This window comes from Sphingomonas sp. P4_G2, from assembly GCF_056401155.1.
In genome coordinates, this window is record NZ_JBFUJY010000002.1 from 172180 (window position 1) to 184587 (window position 12408).

12 protein-coding genes are annotated in these 12408 nt (G+C 66.4%); 5 read left to right on the forward strand and 7 right to left on the reverse strand.

Features of this window, described 5'->3' with window-relative positions; genetic code table 11:
- The first annotated feature begins 2 nt into the window (after positions 1-2).
- The 4 genes from AC1DRD_RS06245 (at position 3) to AC1DRD_RS06260 (ending at position 3259) form a co-directional block, all read left to right on the forward strand.
- Positions 3-734 (forward strand): Crp/Fnr family transcriptional regulator, encoded by a 732-nt coding sequence (locus tag AC1DRD_RS06245; protein ID WP_478040743.1) that lies wholly within the window; start codon positions 3-5, stop codon positions 732-734.
- A gap of 65 nt (positions 735-799) precedes the next feature.
- Positions 800-1174: a hypothetical protein gene (locus tag AC1DRD_RS06250; protein WP_478040744.1), complete on the forward strand. Its 375-nt coding sequence runs from the start codon at positions 800-802 to the stop codon at positions 1172-1174.
- A 10-nt stretch (positions 1175-1184) separates the two neighbouring features.
- On the forward strand, positions 1185-2006 hold the full coding sequence (locus AC1DRD_RS06255; RefSeq protein ID WP_478040745.1) for a universal stress protein: 822 nt from the start codon (positions 1185-1187) through the stop codon (positions 2004-2006).
- A 2-nt stretch (positions 2007-2008) separates the two neighbouring features.
- Complete coding sequence (locus tag AC1DRD_RS06260; protein WP_478040746.1) at positions 2009-3259, forward strand: MgtC/SapB family protein; 1251 nt, start codon at positions 2009-2011, stop codon at positions 3257-3259.
- 26 nt (positions 3260-3285) lie between these two features.
- Here AC1DRD_RS06260 and AC1DRD_RS06265 read toward each other — a convergent pair whose 3' ends face one another.
- A complete protein-coding gene (locus tag AC1DRD_RS06265; protein WP_478040747.1) occupies positions 3286-3864 on the reverse strand; it encodes an NAD(P)H-dependent oxidoreductase in 579 nt (192 codons plus the stop codon).
- Entirely contained in the window at positions 3861-6542 is a 2682-nt protein-coding gene (locus tag AC1DRD_RS06270) for a bifunctional acetate--CoA ligase family protein/GNAT family N-acetyltransferase (RefSeq protein ID WP_478040748.1), read from the reverse strand. Before AC1DRD_RS06270 ends, AC1DRD_RS06265 begins: the two co-directional genes overlap by 4 nt.
- A gap of 166 nt (positions 6543-6708) precedes the next feature.
- Here AC1DRD_RS06270 and hemA point away from each other — a divergent pair, with 166 nt between their 5' ends.
- The gene (gene hemA, locus AC1DRD_RS06275) at positions 6709-7935 is read left to right on the forward strand and encodes a 5-aminolevulinate synthase (protein WP_478040749.1); all 1227 of its coding nucleotides are present in this window, start codon (positions 6709-6711) and stop codon (positions 7933-7935) included.
- 6 nt (positions 7936-7941) lie between these two features.
- On the opposite strand, the gene AC1DRD_RS06280 is transcribed toward hemA, so the two are convergent.
- The 5 genes from AC1DRD_RS06280 to ccoG are packed head-to-tail and all read right to left on the reverse strand — an operon-like array spanning position 7942 to position 12407.
- Positions 7942-8178, reverse strand: a complete 237-nt coding sequence (locus AC1DRD_RS06280) for a hypothetical protein (protein ID WP_478040750.1) — start codon at positions 8176-8178, stop codon at positions 7942-7944.
- On the reverse strand, positions 8171-8320 hold the full coding sequence (ccoS, locus tag AC1DRD_RS06285) for a cbb3-type cytochrome oxidase assembly protein CcoS (RefSeq protein WP_066590482.1): 150 nt from the start codon (positions 8318-8320) through the stop codon (positions 8171-8173). The genes AC1DRD_RS06280 and ccoS overlap by 8 nt, the downstream gene beginning before the upstream one ends.
- Positions 8317-10461, reverse strand: a complete 2145-nt coding sequence (locus tag AC1DRD_RS06290) for a heavy metal translocating P-type ATPase (protein WP_478040751.1) — start codon at positions 10459-10461, stop codon at positions 8317-8319. Before AC1DRD_RS06290 ends, ccoS begins: the two co-directional genes overlap by 4 nt.
- Positions 10458-10916, reverse strand: a complete 459-nt coding sequence (locus AC1DRD_RS06295; protein WP_478029900.1) for a FixH family protein — start codon at positions 10914-10916, stop codon at positions 10458-10460. The genes AC1DRD_RS06290 and AC1DRD_RS06295 overlap by 4 nt, the downstream gene beginning before the upstream one ends.
- Before the next feature lie 3 nt (positions 10917-10919).
- Complete coding sequence (ccoG, locus tag AC1DRD_RS06300) at positions 10920-12407, reverse strand: cytochrome c oxidase accessory protein CcoG (RefSeq protein WP_478029901.1); 1488 nt, start codon at positions 12405-12407, stop codon at positions 10920-10922.
- Between the last annotated feature and the right edge of the window lies 1 nt (position 12408).

Sequence of the window (12408 nt, forward strand, 5' to 3'; positions counted from 1 at the left end):
CCATGTCGGCCGTTGCGCTCGCTTGGCCCGACACGCGGAGCCGTGCCGTCCCGGCGCCGGAATCGGGTTGCGCGCAATGCGCCGGCCGGCAGCAATCGATCTGCGCCGACCTGCCGCCGGACGTCCTGGGCGAGATGGCACGCATCGGGCGCGTGCGCCGATTGCGGCGCGGGGAGGTGCTGTCGTGGGAAGGCGACGAGACCTATGACGTCGGCAATGTGCGCGACGGCGCGCTCAAGCTCACCGCTTCGCTGCGCGACGGACGCGAGCAGATTCTGGGCGTTGCCTGGCCCGGTTCCTTCGTCGGTGAATTGTTTGCCGACCAATGGACCCATCGCGCGACCGCTTTGGCCAGCACGACGGTCTGCGTCTACCGGCGCGCGGATCTGCATGCCTTGGCTGTCTGCTATCCCGAGATCGCCACATCACTCTTGCGGCGATTCTCGAACGACCTGGACACCGCGCGACGATCGATCCTTTCACTAGGCCGCAAGACTGCCGAAGAACGTGTCGCATCACTGCTGGTCGATATGCGTCGATCAACGCCATGCGATATGACCGGGGCTACCCCCATGTCGCTCAACCGCCAGCAAATGGCCGACCTGCTCGGCCTGACGATCGAGACGGTGAGCCGGAAAATCCGCCGGTTCGAACGGGCTGGCATCATCCAGCTCGTCGGGACCCGTCTGTTCCAGGTGCTCGACGATGTCGGACTGGCCCGATTGGCCGCCTGAAGAATGATCTAAATCCGGGAATCTACGCATCGTCGCGGACGCCGGGCAGGTGCAGAGTCGCCGGCATGACCTGGTACACCATCCGCCTCGACCTCGCCCGCAGCCAAGCCTTTCCCGACGGATCGGCGGCGCATTGCTATCTCCTCCGCGCTCCGCTTTGCGATGACGGAACCATCGACGCTGCGGCGATGCGCGCTCACCCCGATCGGACGACCATATTGCGATCCTGGCCGGACGAGCCTGAGCGGAACGGGTATCTGATCCACAACGGCGCGAGCTGGCGTTTTTCCTATGCTCCGGGCGACGCCGACGACGAACCGATCTTCCACCTCGAAACGCATCCGCTCGCTGTCGGGGCCTATTTGACGGTGCGCGAGCAGGACGGCGAGGATCTCTGTTTCAAAGTGACGCGACGCGACGAGATTTCCCTTCCAGCCTGAGGATGATGCCATGACCGGAACGATGTTGGCGGTGCTGGATGACGTCGAGAGTGGCGCCGGGTTCGTCCGCACCATTTTGGCCCAGGCGGAGCGCATGGATGCGCGCCTGGTCGTCTATCTGCTGACGCCCGGGCCGCTCGCCGCGCCCGATCTCGCGCCGTTTGGCGTATTGTATCTCCCCGACCAGATTCTGCAGGCCGATTCCGAGAAGCAGGTCGAAAAGCTTCGCGCCATGCTGGGTGGAACGACGGTCGACGTCGACATACGCGGTATGTTCGACGATGTTGCCTGGCTCGCCGGCGACGTTCGACGGGCGCGACCAATTTCCGACCTGTCCGTCGTCGGTTCGCACGAGACCTGGGCAATCCCTTATCTGCACCGCCGCGTCACCGAAATGCTCGCGCTAGCCTCGGGCGGTCCATTGCTCATCCTGCCACCGGGGCGCTCGCTGACCACGGTCAATCATGCGGTTCTGGGCTGGAAATCCTGCCCCGAAGCCGTTCGCGCGCTCCACGATCTGGTGGGCCTGCTCGCGCCGGGCGCTCGCGTCGATGTGGTAAGCTGCGGCGACCGGCCGGCGAGCGAGGATGACCCGCATGGGCACGGAGCGGTTGCTGCTTATCTCGGCTATCGTGGGTTCGAAGTGGGATCGGTGTGGCTGGAACGGCGTCACGATGTCGCCGAACAACTCCAGACCCATGCCCTCGAACTGGGGGCCGATCTGCTCGCTGCCGGCGCGTTCGCGCACAGCCGACTGCACGAACTGGTGTTCGGCGGCGTCACCGCCGGGCTGATCAACCAGACACGGATCCCCGTCCTGCTGTCGCGATAGCGATGCCCGACCCCGCTCAATCGCTGCTGTCCCTCGGCTATGCCGGGGCGATCGGCCTGCTGGTCGGCCTGGAAAGGGGCTGGACCGGGCGCGATGCCGATGATGGTCACCGTGTGGCAGGCATCCGGACTTTCGGGTTGCTGGGGATTGCAGGCGGCGCGGCCGCGCTCGTCACCGGACCGATCGGGGTAGCGCTCGTGTTGTTGTGCGGCATCGTGCTGATCGTCGGCTATACGCGCCAGGCGCGGGCACGCGACGGTCAGAGCGCGACCAGCGCGATCGCCGGTCTGCTCGTCCTGGGCCTGGGTGCGCTGGCGGCTTCCGGCCAGCCCGAGGCGGCGTTGGCCGCTGCCGCTGTCGTCATGTTCCTCCTGTCGTCGCGCCAGCGGCTTCACAAATTAGTCGGCGATCTTACTGCTCAGGAGATGCGCGCGGCAGCGGAGTTTGCCATCGTCGCGCTGGTCCTGTTCCCGCTTGCGCCCGATCGCGGCATGGGACCGTTCGGCGCGATCAATCCGCATCGTCTGCTGCTCGTCGTGGTGCTGGTGAGCGGCATTTCGTTCGCCGCCTATCTTGCCGGCCACCATGTTTCGCGCGGGAAAGGCCCGATGCTGACCGCAGCCGTCGGGGCGCTGGTATCGTCGACCGCGGTAACCGCCGCTCTTGCCCGGCGGATGCGGAGCAATCTCGGTGAAACGGGTCCCCTCAGGGTCTCCTTGCTGATCGCCTCGATCGTCGGCGGGCTGCGTGTCCTGGTGCTGATTGCCGTTCTGGCGCCGGCTGCGTTCGCCAATTCTGCCTATGCGATACTGCCCGGCCTGGCGGTACTCGCCGCGGCGGCGGTTTGGGCGGGCAAGGGCGGTGTACCCGCCGGCGAGGAATGGACGCCTGTCGGCAACCCGCTCGAACTCGGCGCGGCGGTGACCTTCGCCGCGATCGCCGCGGTCGCGACGCTTGGCGCGCGACTGGCATCGTCCGCGTTTGGCTCGTCCGGCTCGCTGATCGTGTATACCGCGACCGGCATGGCCGATGTGGATGCCGCGATTCTCGCTTTCTCGTCATTGACGGTCGGTGAGCAGGCGATGTTGGCGACCCCGGCATTGGCCGCGCCCGTCGCCGCCAACATGCTGTTGAAGGCAGTCGTCACCATTGTCCTGTCGCGCAATCGGGCTGGCGCGGTGGCGGCGTTATCGCTCTTCGCCTGCGCCGCGGTCATCGTGTTCGCGGCGACCGTCATCTGGTTTCGCGCCTGATCGATGCATGAGGCGACGACGTCGCTTCAGCCGCCGCCTGTTCCCAGGACGAACATGTTGTCGAGCCACCGCTCGCGCTTGGCCGCATTCTGTTCAACGGCGCCGTATAGAATGTGATGCACCGGCCCGATCCCGACGAACTTCAGGATGTTGCGCTCGAGGCTTTTCACGCTGTGCGAGCGGAACCACAGGGCATAGAAGGCGGCCGGCATTCCCATCGTCACGACCACCGTGGCCGACTTGCCGCGTAACAGGCCGCCGCCCAGCGATCCCTGGTCATTCAGCGCGAATCCCGGCCGCATGACCTGTTCCAGGAACGCCTTGAGCAGCGCCGGCACGTCGCCGAGCCAGAGCGGATAGAAGAAGACGATATGGTTGGCCCAGGCGATCGACGCCTGGGCATCGGCGATCGCTGGCGAGGGCTGTTGCTTCGCCCATTCCTCCCTCGATCGCAGGATCGGGATCTCCGTCGTTGCCAGATCGATCCGGCGTACCTCATGCTCCCAGGCAAGGGCGCCCTTGGCATAGCGGTCCGCCAGCGCATGGATCAGCCTGGCCCGATCGGGATCGGGATGACCGTCAATCACCAGGATGCGGCGCTTCATTCGGCCGGTTCCATCTCCGCCGCGTCAGGCTGCCGCAACGTGCGGCGCAGCAATACTTCCGATCCAAGATCGGTGCCCGGCACCGGCACGAAGCCCGCTTCGCGTTCGAGCGTCAATGCGGCCCGGTTTTCGCAGCTCTCGACCGCCTCGATCGCGCCGATACCCTCGGCCTCGGCGTAGCGGACGACGTGCTCGACCAGGGTCCAGCTGACGCCCTTGCCCTTGAAATCGCTGCGGACCGAAACCGCCAGTTCGGCGCGTTCGCGATCCGGATCGCACGCCAGCAGCGCCGACGCGATCGCGGTGCCGTCGGGGGCGAAGGCCAGGAAGTGCATCGTCCGCCAGTAATCGATCTGGGTCATCGCCACGAGCCGGTCGCGGCCGACATCGCGCAGGCCAGTCAGGAAACGGAACCGCAAATCGTCGGTGGTGACATGGTGGAAGAGATCGGCCAGCGCTTCCTCGTCGTCGGGCAGGACCGGCCGCACGTGCATCGTCACGCCGTCGCGCGTCGTCAAATCGGCGGTCCATTCCATCGGCGCCGGCCGGATGACGAGCCGCGAACCGGTGTCGTCGAGCGACAGGCCGATCCGGGCGTCGAGCGCGATCGCGCCATGTTCGTCGACGAGCAGTGGATTGATGTCGAGCTCGGCGATTTCGGGCAGGTCGATGACCAGGGCCGACACCGCATTGAGCACACGCAAGACGGCGTCGATGTCGACCGCGGGCACGTCGCGATAGGCGCCGAGCAGGGTCGCCACGCGCGTTCCTTCGATCATTTCCCCGGCCAGCACGCTGTCGAGCGGGGGCAGCCCGAAGGCGACGTCGCGTGTCATCTGGACCGCCTTGCCGCCGGCGCCGAAGGCGATCACCGGCCCGAAGGTCGGATCGCGCGCGACGCCGATCAGCAATTCGCGGCCCGATGGGGAATTGACCATGGTCTCGATCTCGAATCCGGTGATCGACGCTTCAGGATGCTCGTGTCCCAACCGGGTCGCCATATCCGCCGCGACGCGCTGCGCGTCTTCGACGGTGGCGACGTTGAGCGCGACACCGCCGACATCGGACTTGTGCGGTAATTGCGGGGAGACCACCTTCACAGCATAAGGCGGCGGAAGGTCGGCGCAGACGCGGGCGATGGTATCGCAGTCGCGGGCGAGCATGCCTTGGACCACCGGAATGCCATAAGCGCCGAGCACGGCTTTGGCCTCGGTTGCCGAAAGTTGCTGGCGGCCCGCATTGCGGGCCCCGACGATGACGGCACGCGCCCGGGCGCGATCGCTGGCAGGGACGAGCTGGTGCGCCGGCGCGCGCATCAGCGCTTCGCGGACGGCGCTGGCCTTGGCAAGATAACCGAAAGCGCGGACGGCATCGTCCAGATTGTCGAAGACGGGAATGCCGGCGGCGTCGAACAGCGTCCGCGGCGCTTCGGCATTGCGTGGCCCCATCCAGCAAGCGATCAGCGGCTTGGCGGCGCCCGCGTCGGCCCGTGCGGCGATCACGCCCCTGGCGATCTCTTCGCCTGTCGCAACCGCGGTGGGGCAATGGATGATCAGTGCCGCATCGACCGCCGGATCGGCGAGGACCGCGCGCGTGGCGGCGGAGAAACGCTCGGCCCGCGCGTCGCCGACGACATCGATCGGGTTGGCGCGTGACCATCCCGCCGGCAGGTCGGGGTCGAGCGCGGCTATCGTATCGGCGGACAACGCCGCCAGGCTGGCACCGACACCGGGCAATGCATCGGCCGCGAGCACGCCCGCGCCGCCGCCATTCGAAACGATCGCCAGCCGATCACCGTAAGGCGGACGGTAGCGTGACAGGATCTGCGCCGCGTCGAACAACTCGCCCAGCGTGTCCACCAGGATGATGCCCGCGCGGCGGAAGGCGGCGGCATAGACGTCGTAGGACCCGGTCAACGCGCCGGTATGTGAGAATGCCGCCTTGCCCGCAGCCGCGGTCCGGCCGGCCTTGATCGCGATCACTGGTTTGATGCGCGACGCGGCGCGCGCCGCCGACATGAACTTGGCCGGGTTGGTGACCTGTTCGACATAGAGCAGGATGGCGTCGGTGTGCGGGTCTGCCGCGTAGAAGTCGATCAGGTCGCCGAGGTCGACATCGGCCATGTCGCCCAGCGATACCACGCCCGAAAAGCCGACACGGCGGTCGGCCGCCCAATCGAGCATCGCCGTGATGAGCGCGCCGCTCTGCGACAGGAAAGCGAGCCGTCCGGCGGTCGCATTGCGCGGCGCGAACGAGGCATTGAGCCCGGCATGCGGTAACAGCAATCCCAGGCAATTGGGCCCGATCAGGCGAACGTCGTGCGGCCGCGCGGCGTCGAGCATCGCCTGGCGCGCGGTGGCGTCGTGGGGGACGGACGAAATGACGGTCACGACCCGCGTGCCGATCGTTCCCAATTGATCGATGATGGCGGGGATGGTCGCGGCGGGCGTAACGACGATGGCAAGATCGGGCTTGCGCGGCAGGTCGGCGATCGACGCCACCCACCAGACGTCATCCAGCTCGACCTTGTCTGGGTTCACCGCGAACACCGTTCCGGCGAAACCGCCGTCGATGATATTCTCCAGCACGCGCGTGCCGAGCGAGCCGGCCTTGCTCGATCCGCCGATGACGGCGATCGATTGCGGGTGGTTGAGTGCGTCGAGATGTCGGATCGTCATGGTGCAATTTCCGCCCAAAGCCAGAGTATCGGGCGGACTGTGCCGGGCGGATCAATCGATCTCCATCCGTATTGCCCCGGATGCCGGCCGACCCGTTCTACGGGTTACTACGCATTTGGATTCGACCGGAATTCGCACATGTCACGCCGGCACGGGGAGAGCGGATTTGCTGTACCAAAAACTATTCACCCAGGCGATCGACCGGCTGCATGCCGAAGGGCGGTATCGCGTGTTCATCGACATATTGCGCAACAAGGGGGCCTTCCCCAATGCGCGGTGTTTTGCCGGGCATAACGGACCGATGCCGATCACGGTGTGGTGCTCGAACGATTATCTGGCGATGGGCCAGCACCCCAAGGTGATCGCGGCGATGGAAGAAGCGCTGCACGATGTCGGCGCCGGCTCGGGCGGCACGCGCAACATCGGCGGCAACACACATTACCATGTCGATCTCGAGGGCGAGCTGGCCGACTTGCATGGCAAGGAAGGCGCGCTGCTGTTCACCTCGGGCTATGTCTCGAACGAGGCGACCTTGGCGACGCTCGGCAAGATCCTGCCTGGCTGCATCATCTTCTCGGACGAGCTCAACCACGCCTCGATGATCGCCGGCATCCGCAATTCGGGCTGCGACAAGCGGGTGTTCCGCCACAATGACCTTGCGCATCTCGAGGAACTGCTCGCCGCCGAAGACCCCAACGCGCCCAAGCTGATCGCGTTCGAGAGCGTCTATTCGATGGAAGGCGATATCGCCCCGCTGGCGGCGATCTGCGACCTGGCCGACAAATACAATGCGCTGACCTATCTCGACGAGGTCCATGCCGTCGGCATGTACGGACCGCGCGGTGGCGGCATTTCGGAGCGCGACCAGGTCGCCGACCGGATCACGATCATCGAAGGCACGCTGGGCAAGGCGTTCGGGGTGATGGGCGGCTATATCGCGGCCGACCAGACGATCATCGATGTCATCCGCAGCTATGCGCCGGGCTTCATCTTCACGACCTCGCTGTCGCCGGTGCTGGTTGCCGGCGTGCTGGCGAGCGTGCGCCACCTCAAGGCCTCGACCGCCGAGCGCGACGGCCAACAGGCATCGGCCAGGATGCTCAAGGCGATGCTGGCCGAAGCGGGGCTGCCGGTGCTGCCAGGCGACACGCATATCGTGCCGCTGATGGTCGGCGACCCGGTCAAGGCGAAGCGGATCAGCGACATCCTGCTCGCCGAATACGGCGTCTATGTTCAGCCGATCAACTACCCGACCGTGCCGCGCGGCACCGAGCGTCTTCGCTTCACGCCCGGCCCCGCACATGACGAAGCGATGATGCGCGATCTCACCAAGGCACTGGTCGACATCTGGAACCGGCTCGAACTGGAAAGTGCCGTTCGCCTCGCGGCGTAATGGCGATCAGCAATCGGGACAGTCTTCGCCGTCGCTGGCCAGCTTCCGGCTGCAAACCGCGTGGCACCCCGTAGGCGATTCCTCGCGCGGGGCTTTTTTGCGATCGAGCAGGATGGCGATGCGGTGACTGCTATCGCCGCAGATCGACAGCGTCAGAACCTGTGAAGGCGGGCAGCAGGCAATAGCCAGCGCCAGCCGAGTAACCGCTGCAATCCCCATCCAGGCCGCCGCGCCCTCAATCATCCCGATCATCCTCGATCAGAATACGCATGGAGGCGCCGTCGAGATCCTCGAACTGGCCATCGCGAACCGCCCAGAAGAAGGCCGCGAGACCAGCGAGGCCGAGGCCAAGCGCGAATGGGATGAGCAACAGGATGCCGTTCATCGTACCGCGCCCCTCAACCGCAGCGCATTGGCGACGACCAACAGCGACGATCCCGACATCGCTGCCGCGGCAATCAACGGCGTCACGTGCCCCAGGATGGCGAGCGGCACGGCGATCGCATTGTAGCCGATCGCCAGCGCGAAGTTCTGGCGCACGACCGACATTGTCCGCCGCGCGGCCGCGATCGCCAGGGGGACGGGCATCAACCGGTCACCGAGAAAGACGATATCGGCAGCGAGCGTGCCGACATCGCTCGCGCTTCCCGGGGCCATCGCGACATCCGCGCTCTTGAGCGCCGGACCGTCGTTGAGCCCGTCGCCGACCATCAGGACGTGGTGCCCCGCAGCTTGAAGCTTGCCGACGTGATCATATTTGTCGCCCGGCGACATCCGCGCCTGGGCGGCGACGCCGAGCGTCGCGGCGAGTTCCGCGACAGCGGCGGGCGTGTCGCCTGACAACATCTCCACGGTCAGTCGCGAACGATGCAGGCGCGCGATCGCCTCCGCCGCATCGGGCCGGGTTTCGTCCCTCAGCACGACCATGCGGGGTGGCTGTTCTCCGACGCGATAGGCGATGGCGGTGCGATCATAGTTCAGTTCGCTGTCCTGGGCGATCCAGTCGGGCCGCCCCAGCCGGCAGCGGACCCCGGCGATTTCCCCTTCGAGCCCCAATCCGGCCTGTTCGATCAGATAGGCGGAGGGCAGCGCCACCGCGCCGGCTCGTTGCGCCGCCGCCGCGATGGCGCGCGACATCGGGTGCGTGCTGCCGCGTGCCAGGGTGTACAGGATCGACAAGGTGGCGACGTCGTCAGGCATGCCGCTGACTGGAGCGAAGCGTCCCAGCGTCGTCGTTCCGGTCTTGTCGAGCAGCACGGTATCGACGCGCGACAGGCGCTCGATCGCACTGCCGTCCTTGACCAGCATGCCCGCACGCATCAGCGCACCCGAGGCGACGACATGTGCGATCGGCACCGCCAGCCCCAGCGCGCACGGGCAAGTGATGATGAGCACGGCGACCCCGATCGTCGCCGCGTGATGAACGCCGGCACCGGCGATCAGCCAGCCGAGGAAACTGAGCGCAGCCAGCGTATGGACCGCGGGTGCATAAAGGCGCGATGCGCGATCGGCGATCCGTACATAGCGCGATTTGACCTGGTGCGCCGTTTCCATCAGCCGCGCGATATCCGCAATCGCCGTATCGTCGCCCGTTCGTGTCACACGGATTACCAGCGGGGCGGCGACATTGATCGTGCCGGCGAGAACCTCGCCATCGGCCTCCACCGGGTCGGGCGCGCTTTCGCCCGTCACCAGCGATCGATCGACCAGGCTGGTGCCGGTCTCGACGATCCCGTCGACCGGGATCCGCTCCCCGGCGGCGACGAGCACGCGGTCGCCGGGGCGCAGATCGGCGATCGGCCGCCGCGAGGACGATCCATCGACAGCAAGGACCAGCGCGTCGGCGGGAACCTGGTGCAGCAAGGCCGCGACGCTGTCGCGGGCGCGGGCGCGCATGACGCTGTCGAGAAAGCGCCCCGCGAGCAGGAAGAACAGCAGCATGACCGCGCCGTCGAAATAGGCATGCTCGCCGCCGGTGGCGGTCTCGTACACGCTCATCAACGTGGTCAGCACGACGCCGATCGAGATCGGCACATCCATGTTGGTGCGGCCGCGGCGCAACGCGCTCCACGCATTGATGAAGAAGGGCCGGCCGGCAAAGCCTACCGCCGGGATCGCGATCAGCGCGGACAGCCAATGGAACAGGCCGCGCGTCGTGTCGTCGGCGCCCGACCAGACCGATACCGACAACAGCATGATATTCATCGCCGCGAACCCGGCCACGCCGAGCGCGAGCAACAGCCGGCGGCGTTCGCCGTCCTCGCTTGCGCTTTCGGCGGCAGCGAACGGATGCGCCCGAAAACCCATCCCCTCGACCGTGCGGACCAGCGTCGCCGCATCGATTGCCGGAACATGGGCGACACGCAGCCGATGCGTCGAGAGATTCATCCGGGCTGTCGCGATCCCGGGCAGGGCATGCAGGCCGCCCTCGATCTTGGCGATGCACGAGGCGCAATGCACGCCCTCGACGGTCAGATCGGTCGTCGCCAGACTATCGTCGCGGCGGATGACGACCGGCGCGTTCATACCCTGATCTCATCGTCGAACGCGGCCTTCTCGGCGCCGGTATCGACCTCGATGCGCACCAGCCACCGGCCATGCGGCAAGCGGTCGACCGAGCGGTACATCCCGTCCCCGATTGACCGCAGACGAACCTTCCGCTGCGCAACCAACCCGACGGGATGGTTGGCGACGATGCTGACCATCGCGCCCTCGACTGGCCGGCCGGCGCGCGACAGGCGCAGTGAGATCGTCCCGGCGGAATCGGCGGTCGGCGCGGCTTGCCACCCCTGGCGCTCCTGCTGGCGGCCCTCTGCCAGCCAGCGATTGTAATGCGTCGTCGCGACATAGGAATTATCGACGACCAAGCCGCCAAACGTGCGGATCGCGTCGCTGGCCATCACCATGTTGACCGCGATCACCACGCCGAAAAAGCCGATCATGATCGCCAGCATGTGCCAGCCGGTAAAGCGTGCGGTCATCATCTACTCCGGGCGTTCGAAGACACTGGACACGGACGCGACGCCGCCTTCGCGATCGAGCGCACGCGCGGTGAAGGTGATCGGCGTATGCTCTTCCTCGGCTGCGGGCGCGGCCACGAACAGCGGCACTTTGGCAACCTGATCGGCCGGGACGGTCAGGCGGATCGTGCGGGTGGCGGCCTCGCGTGACCCTTGTTCGGTCCAGATCACGGCATCGACTCCCTGCAGATGCAGTTCGACGCTGCGCGGGCGACCTTCCATATTGCGCACGTTGATCGAATAGCTGTTGCGGATGCTGCCGTCCGACAGCCGCACCCACATCGGATTGCGGTTCTGCAGCGCCTCGACCGTCAGCCGCGTGCGCGTGCCGAGCGAGAAGAGCATGGCGAGCCCGACCGCCGACCAGGCGGTGAGATAGATCAGCGTGCGCGGCCGCAACAGCCGGCGCAGCGGCGGCAATGCCGGCTTGCCCGCGGTCTCGAGCTGCGCATCGACCTCCGTCGTATAGCCGATCAGCCGCGGTGGTCGTCCGACCCGCTTCATCACGTCGTCGCACGCGTCGATGCACAGGCCGCAAGTGATGCAGCCGATCTGCGGGCCTTCGCGGATGTCGATCCCGGTCGGGCAGACCGCGACACAGGCATTGCAGTCGATGCAATCGCCGATCCGCGACGCACCGGTCGCGAGGTCGGCCAGTACGATATTGCCGTCGCGCGCTTCAGCAGCACGCTTCACGCCATGGCTACGCGGTTCGCCGCGCCAACTCTTGTAAGTCACCGCGAGCGTGCGCTCGTCCATCATCGCGCCCTGGATACGCGGCCACGGACACATATAGATGCATACCTGCTCGCGCATCAGGCCACCCAACGTGAAGGTGGTGAAGGTCAGGACCCCGATCGTCGCATAAGCGACGAATGGCGCGGCGCCGTCGAGGAGTTCGCGGGCGAGGGTAGGCGCATCGGTGAAGTAGAAGACCCAGGCGCCACCCGTCGAAACGGCAATCGCCAGCCACAGGACGATCTTGCTCGTCCGCTTGGCGATCTTGGCTGGTCCCCAAGGCGCGCGATCGAGGCGGATCTGCGCGTTGCGGTCCCCCTCGATCATGCGCTCGACATGCACGAACAGATCGGTCCAGACCGTCTGAGGGCAGGCATAGCCGCACCAAGCGCGGCCGACCGCCGAGGTCACCAGGAACAGTCCGATCGCCGCCATGATCAGCAACCCGGCCACATAATAGAATTCGTGCGGCCAGATCTCGATCGAGAACATGTAGAACCGACGATGCGCCAGGTCGATCAGCACCGCCTGATCGGGAGCGTAGGGCCCGCGGCCCCAGCGCAGCCACGGCGTGACGTAATAGATGACCAGCGCGACCGCCATCACCGCCCATTTCAATCGGCGGAACGTCCCGTCGATCTTCTTGGGAAACACCTTGCGGCGCGCGGCGAAGAAATGTTCCTCGCCCTTGGTCAGGTCGCGTGGGTCCGACATC